This is a genomic window from Pelosinus sp. IPA-1 (assembly GCF_030269905.1).
GTDB lineage: Bacteria > Bacillota > Negativicutes > DSM-13327 > DSM-13327 > Pelosinus.
In genome coordinates this window covers 321,827-344,227 of sequence record NZ_BSVC01000005.1, presented here as the reverse complement: position 1 = coordinate 344,227, position 22,401 = coordinate 321,827, and the positions used below count along the sequence as shown (strand labels likewise).

General features: G+C 40.2%; 26 protein-coding genes and 1 tRNA gene. 23 read left to right on the top strand and 4 right to left on the bottom strand.

Going from position 1 to position 22,401, the window contains the following annotated elements; translation table 11 throughout:
• Positions 1–99: 99 nt before the first annotated feature.
• The 8 genes from QSJ81_RS14415 (at position 100) to QSJ81_RS14380 (ending at position 7,394) form a co-directional block, all read left to right on the top strand.
• Positions 100–1,800 (top strand): methyl-accepting chemotaxis protein, encoded by a 1,701-nt coding sequence (locus QSJ81_RS14415; RefSeq protein WP_285718076.1) that lies wholly within the window; start codon positions 100–102, stop codon positions 1,798–1,800.
• 263 nt (positions 1,801–2,063) lie between these two features.
• On the top strand, positions 2,064–2,426 hold the full coding sequence (locus QSJ81_RS14410; RefSeq protein ID WP_285718075.1) for a PadR family transcriptional regulator: 363 nt from the start codon (positions 2,064–2,066) through the stop codon (positions 2,424–2,426).
• A gap of 24 nt (positions 2,427–2,450) precedes the next feature.
• Positions 2,451–3,470, top strand: a complete 1,020-nt coding sequence (locus tag QSJ81_RS14405) for an HlyD family secretion protein (RefSeq protein WP_285718074.1) — start codon at positions 2,451–2,453, stop codon at positions 3,468–3,470.
• Positions 3,471–3,480: 10 nt separating this feature from the next.
• The gene (locus tag QSJ81_RS14400) at positions 3,481–5,070 is read left to right on the top strand and encodes a DHA2 family efflux MFS transporter permease subunit (RefSeq protein WP_285718073.1); all 1,590 of its coding nucleotides are present in this window, start codon (positions 3,481–3,483) and stop codon (positions 5,068–5,070) included.
• A 199-nt stretch (positions 5,071–5,269) separates the two neighbouring features.
• Positions 5,270–5,344 (top strand) — tRNA-Gly (locus QSJ81_RS14395).
• Between the two features lie 282 nt (positions 5,345–5,626).
• Entirely contained in the window at positions 5,627–6,007 is a 381-nt protein-coding gene (locus QSJ81_RS14390) for a hypothetical protein (protein ID WP_285718072.1), read from the top strand.
• Between the two features lie 15 nt (positions 6,008–6,022).
• Positions 6,023–6,793, top strand: a complete 771-nt coding sequence (locus QSJ81_RS14385; protein ID WP_285718071.1) for an ImmA/IrrE family metallo-endopeptidase — start codon at positions 6,023–6,025, stop codon at positions 6,791–6,793.
• Positions 6,783–7,394, top strand: a complete 612-nt coding sequence (locus QSJ81_RS14380) for a hypothetical protein (protein WP_285718070.1) — start codon at positions 6,783–6,785, stop codon at positions 7,392–7,394. Before QSJ81_RS14385 ends, QSJ81_RS14380 begins: the two co-directional genes overlap by 11 nt.
• Positions 7,395–7,627: 233 nt before the next feature.
• Here QSJ81_RS14380 and QSJ81_RS14375 read toward each other — a convergent pair whose 3' ends face one another.
• The gene (locus QSJ81_RS14375; protein WP_285718069.1) at positions 7,628–8,593 is read right to left on the bottom strand and encodes a DUF2971 domain-containing protein; all 966 of its coding nucleotides are present in this window, start codon (positions 8,591–8,593) and stop codon (positions 7,628–7,630) included.
• 509 nt (positions 8,594–9,102) lie between these two features.
• Here QSJ81_RS14375 and QSJ81_RS14370 point away from each other — a divergent pair.
• The 9 genes from QSJ81_RS14370 (at position 9,103) to QSJ81_RS14330 (ending at position 15,528) form a co-directional block, all read left to right on the top strand.
• Positions 9,103–9,258, top strand: a complete 156-nt coding sequence (locus tag QSJ81_RS14370; RefSeq protein ID WP_285718068.1) for an excisionase family DNA-binding protein — start codon at positions 9,103–9,105, stop codon at positions 9,256–9,258.
• Between the two features lie 62 nt (positions 9,259–9,320).
• Complete coding sequence (locus QSJ81_RS14365) at positions 9,321–9,608, top strand: hypothetical protein (RefSeq protein ID WP_285718067.1); 288 nt, start codon at positions 9,321–9,323, stop codon at positions 9,606–9,608.
• Positions 9,609–9,622: 14 nt separating this feature from the next.
• The gene (locus QSJ81_RS14360; RefSeq protein WP_285718066.1) at positions 9,623–9,751 is read left to right on the top strand and encodes a hypothetical protein; all 129 of its coding nucleotides are present in this window, start codon (positions 9,623–9,625) and stop codon (positions 9,749–9,751) included.
• 466 nt (positions 9,752–10,217) lie between these two features.
• Positions 10,218–10,556, top strand: a complete 339-nt coding sequence (locus tag QSJ81_RS14355) for a hypothetical protein (RefSeq protein ID WP_285718065.1) — start codon at positions 10,218–10,220, stop codon at positions 10,554–10,556.
• A gap of 33 nt (positions 10,557–10,589) precedes the next feature.
• Positions 10,590–11,102, top strand: coding sequence for a hypothetical protein (locus QSJ81_RS14350; RefSeq protein ID WP_285718064.1), 513 nt, complete (start codon positions 10,590–10,592; stop codon positions 11,100–11,102).
• The gene (locus tag QSJ81_RS14345; RefSeq protein ID WP_285718063.1) at positions 11,092–11,799 is read left to right on the top strand and encodes an HGGxSTG domain-containing protein; all 708 of its coding nucleotides are present in this window, start codon (positions 11,092–11,094) and stop codon (positions 11,797–11,799) included. Before QSJ81_RS14350 ends, QSJ81_RS14345 begins: the two co-directional genes overlap by 11 nt.
• A gap of 92 nt (positions 11,800–11,891) precedes the next feature.
• The gene (locus QSJ81_RS14340) at positions 11,892–12,656 is read left to right on the top strand and encodes a hypothetical protein (RefSeq protein WP_285718062.1); all 765 of its coding nucleotides are present in this window, start codon (positions 11,892–11,894) and stop codon (positions 12,654–12,656) included.
• A gap of 1 nt (position 12,657) precedes the next feature.
• On the top strand, positions 12,658–14,742 hold the full coding sequence (locus tag QSJ81_RS14335; protein WP_285718061.1) for a tape measure protein: 2,085 nt from the start codon (positions 12,658–12,660) through the stop codon (positions 14,740–14,742).
• 408 nt (positions 14,743–15,150) lie between these two features.
• The gene (locus QSJ81_RS14330) at positions 15,151–15,528 is read left to right on the top strand and encodes a helix-turn-helix domain-containing protein (protein ID WP_285718060.1); all 378 of its coding nucleotides are present in this window, start codon (positions 15,151–15,153) and stop codon (positions 15,526–15,528) included.
• 112 nt (positions 15,529–15,640) lie between these two features.
• Here QSJ81_RS14330 and QSJ81_RS14325 read toward each other — a convergent pair whose 3' ends face one another.
• Positions 15,641–16,255, bottom strand: a complete 615-nt coding sequence (locus tag QSJ81_RS14325; RefSeq protein ID WP_285718059.1) for a hypothetical protein — start codon at positions 16,253–16,255, stop codon at positions 15,641–15,643.
• Positions 16,256–16,276: 21 nt separating this feature from the next.
• Positions 16,277–16,504, bottom strand: coding sequence for a helix-turn-helix domain-containing protein (locus tag QSJ81_RS14320; RefSeq protein WP_285718058.1), 228 nt, complete (start codon positions 16,502–16,504; stop codon positions 16,277–16,279).
• Between the two features lie 184 nt (positions 16,505–16,688).
• Here QSJ81_RS14320 and QSJ81_RS14315 point away from each other — a divergent pair, with 184 nt between their 5' ends.
• From QSJ81_RS14315 to QSJ81_RS14295, 5 genes are all read left to right on the top strand, one after another.
• Positions 16,689–17,042: a hypothetical protein gene (locus QSJ81_RS14315; RefSeq protein WP_285718057.1), complete on the top strand. Its 354-nt coding sequence runs from the start codon at positions 16,689–16,691 to the stop codon at positions 17,040–17,042.
• Positions 17,043–17,098: 56 nt separating this feature from the next.
• Positions 17,099–18,352 (top strand): tyrosine-type recombinase/integrase, encoded by a 1,254-nt coding sequence (locus QSJ81_RS14310; protein ID WP_285718056.1) that lies wholly within the window; start codon positions 17,099–17,101, stop codon positions 18,350–18,352.
• 325 nt (positions 18,353–18,677) lie between these two features.
• Positions 18,678–19,031 (top strand): chromate transporter, encoded by a 354-nt coding sequence (locus tag QSJ81_RS14305; RefSeq protein ID WP_285718055.1) that lies wholly within the window; start codon positions 18,678–18,680, stop codon positions 19,029–19,031.
• A 25-nt stretch (positions 19,032–19,056) separates the two neighbouring features.
• Positions 19,057–19,317 carry a hypothetical protein gene (locus tag QSJ81_RS14300; protein ID WP_285718054.1) on the top strand — a complete coding sequence of 87 codons (261 nt, stop codon included), beginning with the start codon at positions 19,057–19,059 and terminating at the stop codon, positions 19,315–19,317.
• 3 nt (positions 19,318–19,320) lie between these two features.
• A complete protein-coding gene (locus tag QSJ81_RS14295; protein WP_285718053.1) occupies positions 19,321–19,827 on the top strand; it encodes a chromate transporter in 507 nt (168 codons plus the stop codon).
• 358 nt (positions 19,828–20,185) lie between these two features.
• Here QSJ81_RS14295 and QSJ81_RS14290 read toward each other — a convergent pair whose 3' ends face one another.
• Positions 20,186–21,634, bottom strand: coding sequence for a hypothetical protein (locus QSJ81_RS14290; protein ID WP_285718052.1), 1,449 nt, complete (start codon positions 21,632–21,634; stop codon positions 20,186–20,188).
• A gap of 203 nt (positions 21,635–21,837) precedes the next feature.
• Here QSJ81_RS14290 and QSJ81_RS14285 point away from each other — a divergent pair, with 203 nt between their 5' ends.
• On the top strand, positions 21,838–22,005 hold the full coding sequence (locus QSJ81_RS14285; protein ID WP_285718051.1) for a hypothetical protein: 168 nt from the start codon (positions 21,838–21,840) through the stop codon (positions 22,003–22,005).
• Positions 22,006–22,401: the final 396 nt, after the last annotated feature.

Below are 22,401 nucleotides of genomic sequence, written 5' to 3'. Positions count from 1 at the left end.
TTGTCGAAATAAGAAGGAATTTGCAAGATAAAAGTAGAAAGACAACTATGATGATCAACTAGAATATTACATATATCTAAAAAAATGGGAGGTTATAAGATGGAAAAAAAACGTTTTCCGATCCGGCTACAGCTAGCTGGTATGTTTACAGTGGTAGCGGCTTTATTGCTGCTTGTGCTGGGTTATACATTATATGAATTTAGACAAGCAGGTAATGAGGCAGAAATCATTGTGACTCAGACATCAGTAAGATTAGTTACAGTAAAAAACGCACACACTGAATTTACCAGAGCCCTTCTTGATATGCGGGGATATTTATTTTATCCCGATGGTGCCGCCTATGAGCAGGGCTATCGAGATAAAATAGCTAAAAGTTTAGCAATGGTAAAGGAGGTTAAACCTCAGTTAGTATTACCAGAAGCTCGAGAAAAGGCTGAAAAACTAGAAAAAGCGTTAAATCAGTATATGGTATATGCAGATACGAGATTATTTCCTGCTCGTAAGGCGAATGACCCGCGTTGGCTTCAAGTAGCGGGTGAAGGAAGAACCATGGTACAGGAAATTGATGAAAATTTTCTACAGTTGTCCGAGATGCAAAAGAAATATTTAGATCAAAGCGGTATGGCGGTGGTGGAATCCTCTAAAACCAGCCGTAACATAGCGACCACAAGCAGTATTGCCATAATCCTATTGGTTATTGGAGTAGTATATTGGTATAGTGGCAATATGGCAAAAAGACTAGGGACTATTAGTAGAGATTTGTCACAAGTGGGTAAACTAGACCTGCTAGGCAAAGATTTAATTCCAGCCCATAATGACGAGATTGGTGATATGGGTCTTGTAATAAATGAAATGCGTCAGTCACTTAAATCCTTTGTTCGCCAAATCGCAGATAATAGCCAGACCTTAGCGGCGTCTAGTGAAGAGTTAAGCGCGACGGTTTCTGAACATGTAAAAGCTGTAGAGACAGTGGCACAAAGTATAAGTGGAATTGCTGCCGGCGCTATTCAAAATGCGGATAACATTAGTAATATTTCGGCTACCTTAGAGGAAATCTCAGCAGGTTCGGAAGAAATTAGTGCTGGAGCCGCCGAAGTGAATCTTAGTACGCAAAATGCAGTAAAAGAAGCTGGCAAGGGGATGGAAATGCTGGCAGAAGTAGTAAATCAAAACGAATATATTAATCAATCAATGAATGAGATAACAATTGTGACAACTAACTTATCCCAGGGTTCAGAAAAGATCAAGGGTATTGTTGATGTAATTAATGGAATTGCTGCCCAAACTAATTTGCTGGCCCTTAACGCAGCCATTGAAGCAGCACGAGCTGGTGAGGCTGGTCGAGGCTTTGCAGTAGTAGCAGATGAAGTACGGAAATTGGCAGAGCAAAGCGCTACTGCTACTAAGGATATTGCAGAAATCATTATAAAAATGAGTGAAGAAATTAATTTTGCTGTTGCCTCCGTCGGTAAAGCGAACCAAGAAGTTCTCAAAGGTAAGGAATCTGCTGTAACAACGCAAGAAGGATTTAAAATTATTATTGAGAAACTGGAGGGAGTAAAGACGGGCGTGGAGCAAATCGCAGTAGCTGTTGATGAAACCGCGAGGGGCACACAAACTATGGTAGTAAGTGTAGAGAATATTAGCCTCGTAGCTCAAAAAACATCGGACAACTCTGGAACTGCGGCTGCATCGGCTGAGGAACAAAGTGCCGGCATGTTGGAGATTAACCAGAATGCTGACAATTTAGCTCATTTGGCGACAGACATGATGGGAATTGTTAAGAAATTTAAAGTGTAATAGCAGTATTATTAATTTAATGCCTAATAAAAAGTCCTGTTTTCTTAGAAAACAGGACTTTTTTTATTGGAAATAAATGCATAGAAGAATTTCTCTTAGCTAAGTGATTTAACCTAGTAATGCTATCGCTATGGGGGATTATGGTAGACGGCCGAGCAAGCTCGCTTTTATGCCAGTTTCTCGTATTGTTTTTGGTATTATGTGTTGTTATAATTAACTATATTAAAAATAATAATATTATTTATAAGGTATTAAGGAGAAAAATGATGACATCAAAGAGTGATGAGTATAAAACAGGGGTTAAGATTATTACGGGATTGTATATCCTTAAAATACTGCAGAATGAGCCAGCACATGGCAACAAAATAGCAACGGAAATTAAGGAACGAACGCAAGATCTACTCACCCCTAACCCAAATGCTTTATACCCCTTACTACGTAGATTGGAGGAAGACGGTTATATTACTGGAGAGTGGGATAATCCAGGGACCCGTAGCAAACGTATCTATACTATTACTGATGCGGGCTCTTCATTGATTTCGGTTTTAGAAGATAAAGTGAAAGAAAATTTTGCACAGAGAGAAAGAAAGATCGCTATCTTGCGTGAAGACTTGCAGCTCTATTAGTTTTTTTTGAAAGGAAGGATTACGATGACTGAGAAAGCAAAAATAAGCAAAAACAAAATAGTATTAGTTGTGGTAATCATAATAGCAATTCTAGCAGCTGGTGGTATCTGGTGGTGGATCAGGTCTGGTAAAATTGTATCTACAGATGATGCACGTGTGAAAGGGACCATTGCAAGCATTAGCACAAAAGTTCCAGGACGCATTGAAACGATAGCAGTTAAGGAAGGGGACAATGTGCAAGCAGGGCAGATCCTTGCCAAAGTGGAAAGTGCAGAAATTGAAGTACAAGTGGCTCAAGCGAAAGCTAACCTAACGGCTGCGCAAGCTAAACTTGCGGGAATAAAAGCTGGTAGTAGGCCACAACAGGTTGCTCAGGCGAGTGCGGCGGCCGCACAAGCAGAAGCTAATCTAGAAAATGCCAAGAATAATTCGGACCGAAGTTTGCTGCTATATAATCAAGGAGCCTTATCGGCCCAACAAAGAGATGCCGCTCAGACAGCCTTAGCAGTTGCAAAGGCACAATATGACGGAACAGTGCAAGGTTATGACTTGGCGGCAGAGGGATCAAGAGCAGAAGATATTCAAGTCGCTGAGGCTCAGGTGGAGCAAGCAGCAGCGGCATTGAAGAATGCACAATTACAATTGGATAATACTACAATTCGTGCCTCTGTAGCAGGAGTGATTGCGGTAAAGTCCATCGACCCGGGAGAAATTGTTTCTGTTGGACAGCCCCTGTTTAATATTACCGATCTAAATGATGTATGGGTGGCTGCCAATATTGAGGAAACATACATTGGTAAGGTACAAGTTGGTGAAAATGTAGAAGTAGCGATTGATGCCTATCCAGGAAAAAAATTTAAAGGCGAAGTAATGGAAGTCGGCTCAGCAGCTGGCTCTCAGTTTGCCCTGTTGTCAGGGGAAAATACGTCTGGTAATTTTACTAAAGTAACTCAACGCCTACCCATCAAAATTAAAGCCCTTGATGCAGGAGAATATGTATTAAAGCCAGGTATGTCTGCATCGATTGCTATTTCTGTTAATTGAGGTGAAAGTCATGGAAGCTACTTTGGATTCAATGCAGCCGAATAAATACATGGTACTGTTTACCGTATGTGTTGGTACTATTCTTAGTGGCTACGTAAGTAGTGCAATTAATATTGCACTACCAAATATTATGCAAGCTTTTGGTTTTACTATGGACTCCGTTGTCTGGGTATCTTTATCTTATATGCTGCCTTATGGATCCATGCTACCAGTTATGGGAAAGCTGGGTGATCAGTTTGGGCGCAAAAAAATGTACATTGCCGGTGTAAGTACTTTTACCATAGCCACTTTGCTAGTAGGACTGGCTTGGAGTAGTACAACAATCATTGCCTTTCGAGTGATGCAAGGCATTGGTGCAGGCTTATTATTTCCTAATGCCATGGCTATTGTATCAGATGCTTTTCCAGCGAGTGAACGTGGTCAGGCTCTTGGAATGTGGGGAGCACTGGCGGCAAGCGGCAGTGCCCTTGGACCAACCATTGGTGGTTATATTATTGAACATCTTGATTGGCGATTGCTTTTTTATTCGATTATTCCAATTGCAATCGTCGGATTAGTTCTTAGTGTGTATGTTTTGAAAGAATCCAAGGTTTCTTCTGATTCTCCAAAGATTGACTATCTTGGTGCGATGTTAATTATCGTCAGTTTGGGTAGTCTATTGGTGGCATTAAACCAAGGATCTAAAGAAGGCTGGACATCATTCTATATTACAAGCATTTTAACCATTTCCATCCTAGCAATGACTTTTTTTATTTACATTGAAAATACTATCGAATTTCCATTAGTGGATTTAGGCTTATTCAAGAACGCAACCTTTACTGTTTCCAATATTGTTGGATTTCTATCCTTTATGGCTTTGTATGGTGGAATGTTTTTACTGCCTTTCTACTTGCGTAATGTCTTAGGATATACGGCGATAAAAGCTGGTGTGTCTTTACTGCCTATGGTAGGATCTATGGTGTTACTAGCGCCAGTAGGCGGTAAACTGGCCGATGCTGTTGGATCTAAGATACCAGCAAGTGCTGGTATGGCAATCATTACAGTGTCCTTATATTCCTTTCATTATTTAGATGAAAGAACGGCCTATATCAATATTGCCTGGCGCTTAGTTCTCATGGGTGTAGGCTTAGCGTTAACCATGTCCCCTCTTTCTAATGGAGTTATGAGTACTCTACCTAAAGATAAGATTGGTGTCGGCGCTGGAGTGTTTAATCTATTTAAAAATATAGGCGGCAGTGTTGGTGTGGCTATTATAGGAACACTCTTAAATAGCCGGCAAGAATTTCATAATCAGATATATGCAAATTCAATTACTGCTAGTTCTGATACTGCTATGGGTGTATTATCTACACTGAAAGCCGGATTCATACACAGTGGGATGTCTGCTAATGAAGCATATACAGCGGCATTAATGACGATGAAGGGGATGGTTGCAAGTCAAGCATCCGTAACTGCATTCCAAGATGTATTTTTGATTACAGCCATGTTATGCGCAGCAGGTATCATTCCAGCTTTACTCATAAAAGGCGGAGGTTCAGTAAAAGTAGAAGAAAAAAGTCAAAAGACTCTTCTTTCTCACCTACCTACGGAAGAGGTTTGATTGTGTATTCTTACGTTAACCCTATGGTCGTGGACTTTCAAGTAGTGAAAAATTGGCACTATAAAGCGAGCTGGACAGGTAGTAGGCTACTTGCCTTCACTACCGTTATATGTTATACTTAATAGCGTTAGGAAGCAGATAGTTAACTTATCTGTATGTAAGATACTCTTATGAATCATTCCTAGCCATACAATCTTAAGCGGGTGTAGCTCAGTGGTAGAGTACCGGCTTCCCAAGCCGTGGGTCGAGAGTTCGAATCTCTTCACCCGCTCCAGTAAATTCAACGGTTCTAGCGATTATGCTAGAACCGTTTTTTAGTTAGGTGACCAAAATGGTGACCAAAACACTTTTATAACAATAAATTTGTCTTACCTGTGAGAGTTCAAGAACTTAGTGGGTTTATAAAAGGTGATGCTTGGAATGTATAGGAGTAGTAAAACTTTCCTATATAATGGAATGTTATGTAACTTAAACATTGTATCAAATATTAGATTGTGTTATATTATATAATAATATTATTATATATTTTAATGCGTAGAAAGTAGGGTGAGCAAAAATGGGGACTATGTTGGATAATGTTACTTTAAAGTATTGCCAACGACCCGCTTATACGAGCTATGAATTGAGTAAAAGGGTTATGGAAAAGAAAAATGAGTTAGGTCTGGATATCGAAGAATTTTCAGGTAAATTTAATATTCAACCTAAAGTTGTACAGTGGATTTTAGAGTCAAAAAGAAGTTTTAATCATTTAATGTATAAAGCTTGTAGTGTAATTCTGGGTATTAGCATCGAAGAACTTCTTCGAATTGATTCTGAAAATATGGAGTGTGTAAGTTTCAGGGCATTAGATATAAGCGAGAAAACAATTGCTGCTGTTGAGCTTGCTAATCAAATTTTTGATGAGATAATTATGCAGCATAAGATTGGCGCTAGGTAAAATGAGGTGTTTTCTTTGAAATCCAAGAAAAAATTAACGGATGAAGAAAAGTATAGTGCATATCAAGAGATTATCCCAATTGTCCAAGAGTTTAGGCAAAAAGAAATGCCTAAATGTCAAAGAGTAGAAAATACTCTAGGCTTACTCGAGGAACAATTGGGGTATTTTGTTTTAAAATTTCCCTCGGCAGAGGATAAGCTTTCAGGCTTCCACATAATGAAAAGTGGCTATCACTGTATTTATATAAATAGTGCACACGTGCTTGGAAGACAAAATTTTTCATTGTGGCATGAATGTTACCACGCTTATGCGAATCAAGTAAGTATAAGTATGGAAGGTGAAGCGAAAAACGATATAAATGAATACAAGGCCGATTGCTTTGCTAGTTGTATATTGATGCCTGAAGTATTAATTAGAGAATATGTTGCGGAAAAAGGTATAAATATTGCATATGCTAAGTATGATCAGTTAATTCAAATGCAACATTTCTTTGGGGTAAGTTATTCAGCAATGATTACTAGAATGATTCAGCTTTTTCCAGAACATAAAGAAGACCTTAATGTACGATATGCACTTTCAAGAAAGCATAGGCATCAAGAATTTTTGGAGAAAACTAAAAGACTTGGACTAGATACTGCATTGATTGAACCGACTAATGAAGTTTATTTTTCGCCACGTTTTTTTGAGGATGTTAAATTTAATCTATCCGAGGGTCGCATAACGCAAGACAAATGTTCAATGTTGATAGAGATGGTAGAGAGACTAGGTAATCACCATGGACAATAAGGATTATTTAGAACATCCGATTTGTGATACAGACATATGGGTTAATTTATGCTTAGGGGATAGTTTAAAAGAATTTTTTAATTTACATCCTATAATATTTATTGCAGATGTTGTTGGAAATGAAATTATGAAATGGAAGAATAGCGGGAATGCTGCAATTGCTGAAGAGTTTATTAAATATCGTGATAACAAGAATGTGGTAGTAATCTATTATAATAAAGATATTCTCTCTGAAGATAGACCTATACTTGAACAACAGTTGCGAGAAATCGGTTTTTCAGCGGGCTTTAGTAAGCCTGATAAAAATAAAGGAGAATTTGTATCCGCGATATATGCAGATTATTTGGCTATTCCTTATATGAAGACTAATGATAATGCTTTTCAGGAGGGCGGGTTTGGAGCAAAAAAGTTTCCTGATTTAGAGATTAGGAATTGGAATGATACTCTTCGAAATGTCATAGTTGATGATAAAAAAAGATTACAAATTTCTAAAAAAGTTGAGCAAGAAAGATCATTAATGGATAGGCGTAATGAAAAGCATAAAGAGCAAGAATTAGAAGAAAAAATAAACCAACTAAAACAGAAATTTAGTAGAAGGTAAAAATATACTCTAATTGGTAAACGAGATTTTTTCTGGTGGACTAATATCGTAAGGTTACATACTCGGATAATTTAAGCCTCCGCAGGTTATTGCGGAGGCTTTTTTGCATCTAGGTGAACATATAATAATATAGCCCTTAAACTGTAAAAGGTATCTCGGCTTTTTGTTTGAGGAAATATTCTTTTGTAGAGGATACCGGAAGGGCTAGAGCATAGCTACAATAATAATACTGGTTACATAGAGCGAAATGGGATAGTCGATGTACGAACCTTTTCTTTCAGTTCGGATTTACCTACTATATCTAACATTCTAAATATCGTTGCTTTAGCCAAAGGGGATGAGGTACCAGGCCCAAGAATTATTCGATCTATAAGTTTAATTAATGAAAGATCGGGGGGCATAAAATCCGGCACGGGTGTAAGTTTAAGTTTAAGTTTTGGTTCTATACCACGTGGCCCAATAAAATAACTATACATTGGCTCTAGTTTTTTGTCAGAATCTCTATCTTTCATATAGACTATACGCCATTCGTTCTCTTCCTTAAATCCGTGGTCTTTTGTAAATAAGGCAAAAATTTGTATTCTTTCGAATAACGCAAATGCAGCTATATAAAGTTTATCGTCTGGAATAGACGTGGTATTAAAAATTTCTATGAATTTAGATATAGTGTCTTTCATCCAAATTATTTGTTCTTCCTCTGTAGCATAAATCACTTTAGCAATAGCAATCGGTGTCCCATCTACAGCTTCAATCTTGGCTGAATCAAATACAATAGCAGCCCCGCTGGCATTATTTCCGTAACCTCTCCACATGGAGAGTGTTCCGTCGTTATTCGCATTATTGTGTTCTGCTAGACAAAGAATATAGGTATCTAGTATATCGTCATCCGCAAATTTATTAAAATAGTAATCGAAATGTTGTTTAAAAAGATTAACTCTTTCTGGCGTACGTAATGCGCGCTCAATTTCGTCACTATTGCGAATTAAGTCTACGCCCTCTAATATTGCAAACCGTACTTCTTTGAGATCATTCATAAATAGAGGGTTTGAAAACCAGAGTTCATCATTTTTTAATATACTTTCAAGTACCTGTATAGATGTATAGTGAGCTAGAAGAGGTTTTCTATTGTAAAATTGATCTTCTTCTTTTACATCGTTCCATAATGGTGAAAACAATTGTTTTATAGCTGTATCATCCATGCGGTTGCCACCTCAACGAAGTTTGATATATGCACTTTTCATCATCCTTTTTGCTTTTTCATTAAAAATTCAATAATAATACCGTTTTTTCCTTTATGCTTTTCCTGAAATTGTAAAATAAATCGGATGTCATTTAGCCGTGAACCTGTAAGAAGGTATCACGGCTTTTTGTTCATGGAAAATAGATTTATTGGTAATTAAAGTCGTAGAAATACAGGCTGTAGCGTTTTACATAAATACCATGTATCTGTCGCTTCGGACTATTTATTTGGTTCAGCCCATACTACGTAAGAAAAAGGCGATTAATAACCAGAAGAAAGTAAGAAAATGTTTAAAAAAGTTAGCAAGGAGTAGAAAACAGCCCATCACCTAAATGATTCGAAGCGTTATAGACACTTCCCGAATCACGCGTACGTAGGGCATGATACCTATAGGACATATGATACAGATATGTATTATGGCACTATAGACTTAATGAAACGTAGAATAAAAAAGATGGAGGAGTACACATGGAGAAGAAATTTTATTCACCAAAAGAGGTTCAAGTAATTTTAAATGTTAGTCGTCCCCACCTGTATCGGCTATTAAAAGCTGGAACTATTCCAAGTACCTGTTTAGGCCGTCGTTTTCTAATTCCTGTCGCATGGGTTGATGCTCTAGGTTAGAAAACGGAAGAAGGTACAAATAAAGAATTCTAACCATAAATCAAGTAAGGGGGGGACTAACTTTGTATCCGATTAATGAAAACTGGAGAATTGAAACTGACCCACACAATGTGATTCTACAACGGCGAAAAGTTAACGCGCGAGGTAAAAACGTAGGTACAGAGCGGTGGGAGAATGCGGGCTATTATCCAACGCACAGAGACGCATTAAAAGCTATGGTTGAATATGAGATTCGAGTGCCGAAATATTATCAAGAAATGGTAACTAAGATTGACACGCTTATAGAGAGAGTTTTTGCATTGCAATGGCCCGTACAACTTCTTGACGATTCTGTCACACCCCTTGACTAATCTCGGATAGGGGAATGGTAAGGCTTAAACTTAAAACACGTTCTACAGAAGTATATCAGTATTGCCACGACCTAGAAGTGGATAAGACAGGGCAGGAGAATTGCTTACATGGATACGCCACCGCCGCAGCCCTAGACGGATAAAGTCATAGCCAAGACTGTGGGGCTGGACGCCAGGTACTACATAAAGTGGGCCGCTGATAGCGTAGTAGTGGCGTAGCCAGTAGTGAAATGGGGTATAAAAAACGTAAAACGGAGTAAATGGAAGCTACAGATAGGTAAGGGACTATAGTAACTTACCGAGAGAAAAACATATAAAAATGAGCGAATATGGCGATATATTCTCCAATACGGTAAGTAATGATTTTAGGCTATTACAGGAAAAAGTCCAATATAAAAGTGGTTTTTTAAGGCAGGGGTATTTTTAAAGAAATACGTTACAGTAAAAAGAGAGATAAAAAAATACCCCTCAAGAAAAAAGGTACTACATTATATTACTATTATAATAAATATTATTATTATTATTATTATATATAGTTATATGTTATTACTATTACTTTAGTAATAGTAGTTAGTAATGCTAAGGCTTAGAGAAGGAGTGTTTGCTGGAATGTTGCTAAAAGACATTTCTAAGAAGGCCCGTGAATATGGCTGGATAATTCCTGTAGAAATTACAGAGAAGGCTTTCCAGGAGGTCGTTGTTGGGCGGGTGCCAGTACCCGAAGAAATAGAAGAGCGCTTATCACTAATACTATACCTGGCTACTAAAGCAGTAAAAAAAGTAGGAGGTCGTCGGCGTTTTGTACGGTTTAGGAGAAGGGCAGGCGCTATATGGTTAGAGGGATACGACATGTTCATAGCCTTAACACCAGAGAAATCGGTAATTATAGCCCAAATTAAAGAGGCAAAAGATTTAAAAGAGCTTATGGCAAACGACGGGGCTAAGTAGCTTTTTACGAATCAAAATTTATGGAGGTATTTTATGAATGACCTATCCAAGCGATCATTAGAAGATCGTTTTAACGCATTTAGAAATTATAAGGTGATTCGCCCTTTGGTAGTAGCACCGTGCGAAAACTATGCGGAGCTTCTATTTGACGGGGAATTACGTACGCTAGAAGAATGGGAGGCTAGAGATCTTAGCGGATTATTACGTATAAGACGAGCGCGGGATACTGATTTAATTAGTGCAGTACACTATTTTAATATCCAAAGTCGTACTATCCCTTATGCTTTGCACGTAATAGAGTTATGGCAGGCACATGAAAACCATGTTTATGAAACTGCTGATGAATCAGAAATCTTAGAGCTATTGATTTTTGCCGTATTGCGTTGGCAACGTTGTAGTAGCTTACTTATACGAGCGTGGAAAAGTATCTGCGATAATGATGTACCCGTTGACGTTGCCTGTATGCGGCTAGTTATTAATATACAGACTGCTGAAAGCTGGGAAGAGATTGCTTCTAAGGGAGTTGAAATACTATATGAGTGGTGACATGGCCGAAAAACGAATATTCCACTTATCGGCCGACGAAAAGAATAGAATTGAAATAAACCAGGCGGGGCGGGAGTATTTGGCCTGCGGTGCCAAATTACGTAGAAAGGATGGTTTTTGTAAATTCACAGCGGGGCGCCAAACAATGCATAAGGGCTACGGTCGTTGTCATTTACATGGGGGATTGACTACAGGCCCCAAAACTGATGAAGGAAAGGAAAAAGTATCCCAAAATGCTAAAAAACATGGATTTTATAGTAATGCAGCGCTTACCGAAGAAGAGCAGGCTGCGTATGATCTTGTCGCTTCACAAGAAGGGTCTACTAGTCTAGAGCGTATGATATACGCATTAAAAGCTAAAATTGTAGTCTACTTAACCAAGTGGAGCGCGAAGTTTGCCAAAGGCGGCGAGGATAGTACTAAAGTTACTTATAAAATTGCTACAGAGAATGAGGACGGCGACCGCTTAGGGGCGGTTACTGGTGTCTATCATGCTGGGACAATCGAGGACAGAGTCCTTTTACGGGCGTTAAACGAACTGGGAAGGCTAGTAGAAAGACAAGCACGTCTTAGCCCTGACGCTGGTGGCGACCTACTAAGTAAGATTAACGATGAATTACAAGCCGCTTCCCACGGGAAGATCACAGTTGCCTGGGGAGAAAGAAATGCCCAAGAAAGGAAGACTAAAGCTGATTAATTTAGCTTTTACATATACGATAACTCCCAATTATCGTATATTGAAAAATACCTATTTTATCTAAATAATAAGTATATAGTGGAGGAATTCAGATGAGGGTAGAAGTTTACGAAAAATTAGTGGCAAATGTTGAAGAATTTGAGAGGCAGGGTGTCACTTTACGTAGTCAGCGTGAAATCGTAATAAACGAAATAACGGAAGCACGGAATAATGTCAGTGCAGCGGTGGCTACCGAGCAGACAAAAGAAGTATTAGAAGCCCAAGCGCGGTTAGTTATTGCAGAAGAAAAATTACGTAAGTTGCCAGCCGTGGATAGCAGCCCTGCAGTGCCGAAGGGCGCTGAAAACGCTTATGGCGACGTTCGCGCTGCTGTATCTACGCTTATTGGACAAGGTGCTTTTATAGAGGAATTCCAGCCACTTCTTGACGAACTAGCAGAACTACGTAGCAAGTATATTAGCACGTTAACGGCTTTTTTCAAGAAAAAAGACCAGGTAAATACGGAACTGGGTACGATTCAACGGAATGCGAAAGTAATTCAAGAACAGTATACAAATGGCGAGGTTAGCTCTTACTCACATTATCCACCGTGTTTATTGACTGATGATAATTTTAGGCGTTGGATATGGATTGAAAATGATTACCACAATGAGATTTTCGAGATTCAAGATAGGCTGTTAAAAGAATCTAGACATATACCACCTGTTAAAGCTATGCCTAACACTGTAGTTTTAAAGGAACGGCCTTTAATCACTCAGGGGCAGCATTCTATCTACGAAAAAGGAATTCAAATTTCGGAGCCTAGGGTTCTGGGTACGGCCAAGGCTGGGCGTTATTCTCTTATAGGAGGGGATTGATATGTCAAAAGAATTTGTAATGGGTGCCCGTATTAATATGTCGGATGGCTTTTCTAGTCCAGTTAGTCATATGTCACAGGCTACGCAGCAATTTAGCGACGCGGCCAGGTCTGGGGGCAGAGCCGTAGAAGGAATGGGCCGTAGCGCTATGACAAGTACGTTGGGCCTGGGAGCCTTTACAGCTGGGAGTAGGGCCGCTAACCTAAGCGCCCGCGGCCTGGCTGGTGGCGTAGCGACACTTACCGCGTCAATGCTGGGACTTAATAGTATAATGGGCATAGTAATGGGCTTAATGACCTTTAAGGTCGCTTATGATTGGCTGGTACAGTCGAACGCAGAGATGGAGCAGTACAAGAATACGTTGACCGTAGTACTAAAGAGTAGTGAACGGGCCACAGAGACGCTAGAATGGGCCGCTAAGTTTGCCGCGCAGACGCCGTTCGAAATACCGCAGGTAGTAGAAGCTACTACACGGTTAGAAACGTATGGGATTACAGCGCAGAAAACCCTAGGAACAATCGGAGACATGGCTAGCGTAATGGGCAAGCCGCTAATGCAGGCTGTAGAAGCGGTAGCTGACGCTCAAACGGGGGAAGTAGAACGGCTTAAAGAATTCGGGATAACCAAGCAAATGTTAATAGACCAGGGCGCTAAAATGGGCACTACAGTAGTAGACAGTAAGGGCACAATTACCGATATGGTAGCTTTTAACGCTGCGCTATTTACTATCATGGAAGACCGCTATAAGGGCGGTATGGAAATGCAAAGTAAAAGTTTTAAGGGTATGCTATCTAACGCAGCGGACTTTATGGGGACTATGGGCCGCGAATTCGGTAAACCGATTTTCGACCGTATGAAAACTGGACTAGCTAATTCCTTGGGATTCTTAGATAAGATAAAAGAAAATGGAACTATGGAAGCTATTACGGCTAAGGCACAGGCTTTCGGTATAGGTGTAGCAGATGTATTTGGCGGGGCTTTCAGTCTTATTGGGCGCGTGTTTACGGTCATATCTGACAAAGTAGGCGTATTCCTAGGAAATAACGCCCCCCGCTTCGAAGTGATAGCGGCGACAATGGGCGCGGGCTTTGTGACACTGTCGGACTATGCTACGCCTGTACTAAACTGGCTAATAGACACGGCGCTGCCTAGGGTAACAGATGCCTTGCTGACAGTTTGGACTATGCAGCTGCGGGTAGCAGAAGTTTTTATAAATAACTGGTCTAACATAGCGCCTTTCGTAGAAGGGATAGGGATAGCGATAGGTACGTACTTAATAACCCAACTCGAATTTACAGCTGCAAGGATGCAAGTCGTTACAGCTATGACTAGGGCATGGGCGGTAGCGCAGGGTATTCTTAACGCGGTAATTATGGTAAACCCTGTTTACTTACTAATAGCGGGTATAGGCTTACTAATAGGCGCGGGCATATGGCTAGTGCAGAACTGGGCTATCGTAGGGGAGTTTTTTAGTAATTTATGGACTAACGTACTAGCTGGCTTTACGATGGCTTTTACTTGGATAGGTCAGGGCGTAAGTAGCACACTGACCGAAGTAGCCCAGTTCTTCGCAAACCTAATACCACAGGCAGCGCAGTGGGGCGCTACGCTTATCACGACGTTTGCTGACGGTATCCTCAGTATGAAAAGCTACCTAGTAGATAGTGTTTCTGGTGTCTTTGGTTCCGTCCGCAGACTAATGCCGTTTAGTGACGCAAAGGAAGGCCCTTTCAGCCAGCTAACGTATAGTGGCGGCGCGATAATGTCAACTATGGCCCAGGGGGTAACGGCAAACGCTGGGGTACTACATGGGGCAATGGGTGACGCGTTTAGTCAAGCGCCAAGCTTGGGCATAGGAGGTTCGGCCAGTATTAAGGCAGACGGGGCGGGGAACCTACCAATAAGCGCTAGTAGCATTAGCAATATAACGAAGGCCCAACAAGTCAGCATATCCTTTGGGGCAATCAATATAAGCGGCGTAGATAAAGACGTAAGGCAGATGGCTGACGAATTTATAGGCATACTTCACGAAAAACTAAGCGGTGCTAATGCTATAATGACCGCTGATATGGGGGCGCTATTGTAATAGGCGTAATGATCTAGTAGGCTGCTTTTTAAAGTGTTAAGAAAACCTTACACAGTTGACCAGAACGGCGATATAATTGCAACCAGGAATGGCTGGGCGTAGGAAGCAAAGAAGTAGATTTCTACGCCCAGCCATTGTATCCTTACATAAAACTCTGGGGAGGGTGTTTATAATATGATTGGTATAGCTCCTAATTTTATCAATAGCCCCTTTTGTTAGTGAACCAGGAAATTGGCACTTAAAGCCAGGAGCGCCAAAAGAAGTAGTACAGGAGTTTAACGATTTTATGCAGGCTATGAAGCTGCAGAAGGCCCCAGATATAACTGTAGAAGAGATTCTAGAACTGTTAAAGAGTGGCGAGAAATTATAAAAAAGACGTAGGATATATGAACACAGGATGAAAGTAGGGTGATGATTATAGTACAAGAGGATAAGCTCTATAATCTTTTAATTAAAATTGCACATTACGTAGTAGAAGAAACTTCTAAAGATGAAAATGAGACTAGCCCGCCTAAACAAGAAACGTTATATGCGGATAAGAAGACCGAAACCAGCATTGACCATATTAATGGGTTACCCGATATTCTCACGGCCCAGCACATAGCTGATTATCTACACATTTCCCGCAAACGAGTATATGAGTTATTTCAACTTAATCCTAAAGTCGGAGGAATACCTAATTTTAGTATTGGTACTTCAAAAAGAGTTAAAAAATTAGATTTTATTAATTGGCTGGAAGTACGTAAAGCAATAAGGGGGTGGGGTAATAAAAATGATTCTTTATAAAGTAACTAGCGCATTTGGCTGGGTGGTTAGATTGGACAGGTTATTATCAATTTGTGGAAAGCTTGCTCGAAATGGATAAAAAGAAAACAGCCTAGCTAGGCTGTTAGTTATCTTAATTGGTTGATGTTCTATGTAGTAATTGCTTGTTCAATCGCTTTGGGAGACCAAAAATAATATAGATATACCATGATGAAAGACAGATTATTAGCAATGCAATAAAGTATACCTTGTCTTGAGTCTCTTTACTCGGAGAAGTGTATATAAGCCACATGCAGAAAAAGATTAAAAGCCATGATCCTGCGTTGATATAATGTCCAATAAAAGTCAATTGATAAGGTGCTAAACCAACATTTTTAAGTACTTTATGGTTCCAGATAAGGACGTTTCTATTTAAAAGATAATTGATTTGTTTTTCTAAGTGCTCTTTATAGATGACATTTTGAACAATTGTTTGCAAGTTAATAAAACGGAAAATTAGTAAGAAAAGCGCGCTAACAAATAAAAAGATATACAATAAATCTATATTTTGTTTGATTAGAATAGATACGCCCTCAAAGGAGTCAGTTTTATTTTTATAAAGACCGATAATAGTAGTGGCTAGAACTGTTAACAGCGCTAGAGAAAAAGTAAAAAGCGAAGATACGTATTTAGATTGATCATCTATTGATTTTGAGACAATTTCATACTCTTTCCTTAAAATATCAAGTGTAATCGCATCTTTGTCCAAATAATCCACCTTCCCATACGGTTATTTTAATAAATCATTTTCCTGGGCGGGTATATATTCCAGTAGATCACCAGGCTGACAATTCAGAGCAGAGCAGAGACGGTTAATGACAGACAGATCAACCCTTGTCGCATTGTTGTTATAAATAGCGTAGAGTGTATTTTTATTTATCCCGCTCAATTCTTGTAGTTGCGGGACTTTCATTCTATCTTTTTCAAACATAATGCGATCTAATTTAAATTTTACCAATTGAATAGCCTCCTTTAACTTTACCAGTATTGTACAATAAATTATGTTAAATATCAAATGAAATAATGATAAAGTACAATGAAGTATTGACAACATACTGCCTACGATGTACAATGAAGTTAGTAAAAAATACAATGAAGTTTGTATAAAAGGGGCGAATGTTATTTAAGGAGTTGATTTTTATATGAAAAAACATCAACAGTTAGAAAAATTATTGGGTAGGGAATTAAAGCATCGTGACTTAATTGTTTTAGCGAATGTTTTTGGTTACGGTAACAATTGTCATGGTATTGATTGTTTATTTGAGGACGTGGAAGGGGGAGACATACAGCCAATTGGTAATGTGTCTAAACGTGATATCGAAAAGGAAGAAAAGCAAGCCGAACTTGACGACCTGCTCTACAGTCTTGATCTAATGTACAAACAGAGCCAGCAGGCAAAGGGCAGCGTTCCTATTCACCCTAATAGGTTTAAGTTAATAAGGAATACGGTAGGTGGTTTTTACGCTAATGCCTGGAGAGTGTGGGAAACCAAATAAATTAGTGCAGGGGGCGACTCCTGCTTTTACTCTAAATATTAATATGGATGGGGGCAATGATGATGGCACGTAAACCGAAGGATACTGATAAAGAGACTAGGCGCGGGCATGGCGAGGGAACAGCGCGTTTTAATGATGAACGGGGTAGATGGGAAGCACGATTCAGTTATACAGACCCGCGTGACGGAGAAGTTAAAAGAAAAATGTTTACGGCTGAAAGTAGACCGAAGGCATTAGCCAAGGGGCGGGAATTTATTAAGGGCCTGGAAGATGGATTGCTACCCGAGGCTAATAAATTGATCTTAGAGGTATGGATTGACAGGTGGTTAGAAGATTACGCCAAGCAAAAAGTACGTATTAAGTCCTATGAAAAATATCGAAGTAGCCTACTCTACGTAAAAAATTCTAAGCTAGGTAAATTAGCATTGCCAAAGTTAAGAGACCCTGACCTACAGGCATTCTTTAACCAGCTATTAATAGATGGCGGCAAGGAAAAAGTAAAAATAGTAGATGATAAAGAAATTCGTGAAAAGAAAGGGTTATCGACTAGCACAGTGCGAGGGGTAAGACGATACCTAACTCTGTGTTTAGACCAGGCCGTTAAAAGTGGCCTGCTTGCTAAAAATCCTGTAAAAGCGACTACTCCGCCTAAGTTAGTTAAAACAGAAATACGCCCTCTTACAGTAGAACAGGTCGAATCTTTAACAGCTACAGCAAAGAAGGCAGGGGAAGTGCCATATATAGTTATACTGTTAGCACTAAATACAGGTATGCGACTGGGGGAATTATTCGGGTTAATGTGGTCGGACATTGACATGAAGAAAGGGACAATCCATGTGCAGCGGTCTTTAGTCACGTCTATTACAAAAAGAAAGATATTTGAAGAACCTAAGACAGCTAAGAGCAAGAGGAAAATCCCTATCCCACAGTCGACATTAAAAGACTTGCAAAGATACAAGAAATGGCAAGAGTGGCAGCAGAACCTTCTAGGTGATAGATTGAATAGTACTAATCTAGTTGTTACGAATACCACGGGTGGGGCCTATGATACTAGCAATTTTACAACAAGAACATTTAAGAAAATGCTGGAGAGTGCTGGAATAGGTCGTAGTTTTAAATTTCATGATTTAAGGCATACGCATGCCAGCCTGTTATTGCTTCAAGGGGTGCATGTAAAAGTTGTATCCGAGAGACTAGGACATTCTACTATTACAATGACACTGGATACGTACTCACATCTACTACCTGGTATGCAAGAAACCGCAGTCGATGCCCTTGACGCTTTATTCTGCAAGGCGAAAGCACATTAAGTAGGTTACCAAAAAGGTGACCAAAACAGTATATAATTAGTATAACGTAAGAGACAGTATATTATTTAAAAAACGGTTAAACCTTGATTTTGTTGACGCTATATAACTTTAAAGACAGGAGATAACTCGTGTGGTGGAATTCCCAAGCCGTGGGTCGAGAGTTCGAATCTCTTCACCCGCTCCAGTAAATTCAAGCCTTCCGGCGTTTTGTCGGAAGGCTTTTTATCATTTTGTATGCTAGTTGTATTCTATCTAAAATGATATGAATGTCTATAAAAAAATGATAGAATAATGATAAAAAATTCTTGACAAGGAGTAAAATTAGATGAGTGACGGAAATGAATTCAAAGCGGGGAATCACATCACAACGAATGTATCTGATTCTCTTACGATCAATGGGCTACTTTTCGCTTGGTTGCGCATTGGTTTTACGTCATTTGGTGGTGGTGCCATTACTCAATATCTTATTCAAGAAAGCTTTATTTATAAGCATAAATGGATAACCGCCGAAGAATATGCTAACATCATAGCGATGTGCCAAATTGCACCAGGCATAAACATCATTGCATATACGATACTCATAGGCAAACGACTAGCTGGATGGGTGGGCATAGTTGTTTCATTGATCGGGCTTATCCTGCCCAGTGCGGCAATCACTATTGGGATATCCTCCATATAATTCCAGCCTCAGTGCGGTCCCAAAGTTGCAAGCTTCTTTGCGTGCAGTGTTTGCAGCTATCTTTGGTATTGCCCTAGCCACTAACTGGCGAAATGTTAGACCGATCTTTGTAAATAATCGTAAAAAAGGATCATTGGCTTTTGGGGTCACATTTGGAATAATGATAGGTAGTGCAATGATTTATGTACTTTTAAATCCGCCAGTGATTGTATTATATCTTCTAGGTGGATTATGTGGCGCACTCGTTTATAGGCATGTTGCTAATAAGAAGGAGCAGGAGGGTTAGCAGATGGACTGGATTATGTTTTTGGGGGTTGTACTTAAATCCGTCTTGTTCTCGACAGGTGGCTTTGGTCCTTTACCCAGCTTGCACGCTGATTTTATCGCCAACGGATGGGCAAGTGAAAAACAGTTTACCGAAGCACTAGCAATTGGACAAATTACTCCCGGACCAAATGGGCTTTGGGTCGTTAGCCTATGTTATCTAGTTGCTGGAGTTCCGGGAGCGGTACTGGCATGTATAGCATTGATTTTACCACCACTATTAATTTTGATCGTGCAACGTTGCCATGCATGTATTGCTAATCATCCTGCTACACAAGGTTTACTTGATGGGGTTGTGCTTGTCATAGCTAGTTTCAGCGTAATAGTTTTGGCAGGGATATTTCGGAGTAATGGATTGGATATAGGTATGATAGCAATTGTCGTGATAAGTGCTACACTTGCAATATCAAGACGCGTATCGGCCAATATTATACTGGTGTCTGCCGCTTTGGTTGGTTTCATATTGGGTTAGAGTTGTGGAGTGACGTACTAATTTAATAATTATATGACAGAATAATAGTCGATCTTAATGGTCAAGGTGTTATTGACATATTTATAGGCAGAGATGGTATTAGCCTCCATGAGTAAAGTCAAATGGGGATGTTGCTTGTTGATACGGCTGGTAGATTTCAAAATTCGTACATTCCTGCCATTAAGAAAGATAGTAATGTAAATTAGCGGGTTTTAGCGAGTGGCACAACCAGCATAGTGGTCAACATGGTGCTACGAGACTAAAATCAGTTTAAAAGTAAGACGGATTTCCTATTATGGAAATCCGTCTTTTGTTATTTTTTTGTATTTGGATTGTGTGGTTAAAATCAACAAAAGGGTTATGTGTTGATTTCTGTAGCTGTAAGTGTACCTTGGTTTATGAGGACTGTTTGAAAACCCGAAAAAATTCCGTTAGCTGCTAGTGAGTAGGTACTAGACCCAATAAGTGGTGTGCTATCAAAGCCAATCAATGCAGTGGTAATTGGGCTATTGGCTGACACTGGTGTATCGCTTGTAGTTGCTATTGTTTGGCTATCAGCATTTCGAATGATTCTGAATGTTACTATAGAGACTGCAGAACTCGGAGTCCATGTTAAAGAGCTAGTTAACCAAACGGTGTTGCTCGCATTAGCAACATTGACTGTTACTGTTCCAAGAGTAGCTGCTGGTACTTCGCTTGACAACGAAATCCCAGAAAAGGTTGCGCCAGCAAATTGAGAAAAAAGCCCGGTTGCACCGGTAGCGCCAGTAGCTCCAGTATCACCAATTGCTCCAGTAGGCCCAGTACCACCTGTAGGTCCGGTAGGTCCCGTGGCTCCCGTAGCTCCAGTCGAACCTGTAGGTCCCGTAGCACCTGTATCACCAATATCACCAGTAGCCCCAGTAGCGCCAGTAGGTCCAATAGGTCCAGTTGGTCCAGTAGTGCCAATTGCACCGGTACCGCCAGTAGCGCCAGTATCACCGATAGCGCCAGTTGGTCCCGTATCGCCAGTAGCCCCAGTAGCACCAGTAGGACCCGTAGCACCCGTAGTACCGGTAGGCCCCGTATCACCAATATCACCAGTAGGTCCGGTAGGTCCAGTAGGTCCAATAGGTCCAGTAGTTCCAGGATTTCCAGTAGCGCCAGTAGTTCCAGTGGCCCCTGTAGTACCAGTAGCGCCAGTAGCACCCGTATCACCAGTAGCCCCAGTAGGTCCGGTAGCTCCGGTAGTCCCAGTAGGTCCAGTAGCTCCAGTATCACCAATTGCTCCAGTAGCCCCAGTGCTACCAGTAGGTCCGGTACGTCCAGTAGCCCCAGTAGATCCGGTGGATCCAGTAGGTCCAGTGGCTCCATTATTACCAACAGCGCCAGTAGGTCCAGTAGCGCCGGTACTTCCAGTAGTCCCAGTAGCACCAGTTCGTCCGTTAGCGCCAGTAGGTCCAGTAGGACCAGTATCGCCAGTAGCGCCAGTAGCGCCGGTAGGACCAGTAGACCCAGTAGTCCCAGTAGCCCCGGTGCGTCCGGTAGCGCCGGTAGTCCCAGTAGTCCCAGTAGCGCCAGTAGCGCCAGTAGTTCCAGTAACCCCAGTGTCGCCAGTAGCCCCGGTAGAGCTAGTACGCCCCGTAGCGCCGGTTGGTCCGGTGGGACCCGTAGCGCCAGTAGCGCCAGTTGATCCAGTAGGTCCAGTAGCCCCAGTAGTACCAGTACGTCCCGTAGCGCCGGTAGTTCCAGTAGGTCCAGTAGGACATACTGATGTACATCTGTACTCAAATTGATTGCTAATTGACGATTGATCATAGGAAGACATAAAATTGATCTCCTTTTTGAAAAGAATCATTACATAATATATTATGTGATATTACTATTAGGGTTACTGTAAATGATATGGTTCAAGTCCCTTCGATACCTCCAGTAGATGAGAGAGAATAGGGTGTGGCCCAACCGATGGATAGTTAACATAATGTTACGAGTGCTAATATCAGTATAAAAATAAGACGGTTGCGGGTAACTATGATTGATTCAAGCGAACGTGAATATCGCGTATCTACCGCAATAATTAATAGTTTTATTAATTGGTATACTCGTACTATTGGTACAGGTATTTCATACTATGCAATCAATGATATTGTTGATGATAGTAAGGAATATTTATCTTTTGATAAGATTATTAGTTTTTAAGTGATACCGCTGACTAAGTAGAAAAATCCCCGTCTTACCTTAATTGGTAGGATGGGGATTTGTTTATGTTGTCATATCCTTGTCATATGTTTTGTCTATAATATGAAATAACAGATCGATATAGTGGTGGTTAATAAATCCGCCTATACACAGCTTCACGACTATGTTGATATTTTAGATAGATTCCCGTATATTATCGTATTTAGCAAGGAGATGATACTATGTTTTTTGGACATTGGCTATCTAACATGTTTCATATAATACTGGCTATAGGGTTACTATTATATTTATACAAAATAAACGAATTATTAAAGGAATAGATAAAGTCCCTTACTGAAAGGGGAGGACTTTTTATTTATCACTTTTATCTCTCAACAACTTCTGATATTTCACTAA

Excerpts from the sequence above, each read along its gene's own strand:
- QSJ81_RS14355 (WP_285718065.1), top strand. The coding sequence starts at position 10,218 with ATGTTGCTAAAAGACATTTCTAAGAAGGCCCGTGAATATGGCTGGATA.
- QSJ81_RS14345 (WP_285718063.1), top strand. The coding sequence starts at position 11,092 with ATGAGTGGTGACATGGCCGAAAAACGAATATTCCACTTATCGGCCGAC.
- QSJ81_RS14350 (WP_285718064.1), top strand. The coding sequence starts at position 10,590 with ATGAATGACCTATCCAAGCGATCATTAGAAGATCGTTTTAACGCATTT.
- QSJ81_RS14335 (WP_285718061.1), top strand. The coding sequence starts at position 12,658 with ATGTCAAAAGAATTTGTAATGGGTGCCCGTATTAATATGTCGGATGGC.
- QSJ81_RS14410 (WP_285718075.1), top strand. The coding sequence starts at position 2,064 with ATGATGACATCAAAGAGTGATGAGTATAAAACAGGGGTTAAGATTATT.
- QSJ81_RS14315 (WP_285718057.1), top strand. The coding sequence starts at position 16,689 with ATGAAAAAACATCAACAGTTAGAAAAATTATTGGGTAGGGAATTAAAG.
- QSJ81_RS14390 (WP_285718072.1), top strand. The coding sequence starts at position 5,627 with ATGGGGACTATGTTGGATAATGTTACTTTAAAGTATTGCCAACGACCC.
- QSJ81_RS14415 (WP_285718076.1), top strand. The coding sequence starts at position 100 with ATGGAAAAAAAACGTTTTCCGATCCGGCTACAGCTAGCTGGTATGTTT.
- QSJ81_RS14305 (WP_285718055.1), top strand. The coding sequence starts at position 18,678 with ATGAGTGACGGAAATGAATTCAAAGCGGGGAATCACATCACAACGAAT.
- QSJ81_RS14340 (WP_285718062.1), top strand. The coding sequence starts at position 11,892 with ATGAGGGTAGAAGTTTACGAAAAATTAGTGGCAAATGTTGAAGAATTT.
- QSJ81_RS14400 (WP_285718073.1), top strand. The coding sequence starts at position 3,481 with ATGGAAGCTACTTTGGATTCAATGCAGCCGAATAAATACATGGTACTG.
- QSJ81_RS14310 (WP_285718056.1), top strand. The coding sequence starts at position 17,099 with ATGATGATGGCACGTAAACCGAAGGATACTGATAAAGAGACTAGGCGC.
- QSJ81_RS14295 (WP_285718053.1), top strand. The coding sequence starts at position 19,321 with ATGGACTGGATTATGTTTTTGGGGGTTGTACTTAAATCCGTCTTGTTC.
- QSJ81_RS14285 (WP_285718051.1), top strand. The coding sequence starts at position 21,838 with ATGATTGATTCAAGCGAACGTGAATATCGCGTATCTACCGCAATAATT.
- QSJ81_RS14370 (WP_285718068.1), top strand. The coding sequence starts at position 9,103 with ATGGAGAAGAAATTTTATTCACCAAAAGAGGTTCAAGTAATTTTAAAT.
- QSJ81_RS14405 (WP_285718074.1), top strand. The coding sequence starts at position 2,451 with ATGACTGAGAAAGCAAAAATAAGCAAAAACAAAATAGTATTAGTTGTG.
- QSJ81_RS14290 (WP_285718052.1), bottom strand. The coding sequence starts at position 21,634 with ATGTCTTCCTATGATCAATCGTCAATTAGCAATCAATTTGAGTACAGA.
- QSJ81_RS14380 (WP_285718070.1), top strand. The coding sequence starts at position 6,783 with ATGGACAATAAGGATTATTTAGAACATCCGATTTGTGATACAGACATA.
- QSJ81_RS14375 (WP_285718069.1), bottom strand. The coding sequence starts at position 8,593 with ATGGATGATACAGCTATAAAACAATTGTTTTCACCATTATGGAACGAT.
- QSJ81_RS14360 (WP_285718066.1), top strand. The coding sequence starts at position 9,623 with ATGGTAAGGCTTAAACTTAAAACACGTTCTACAGAAGTATATCAGTAT.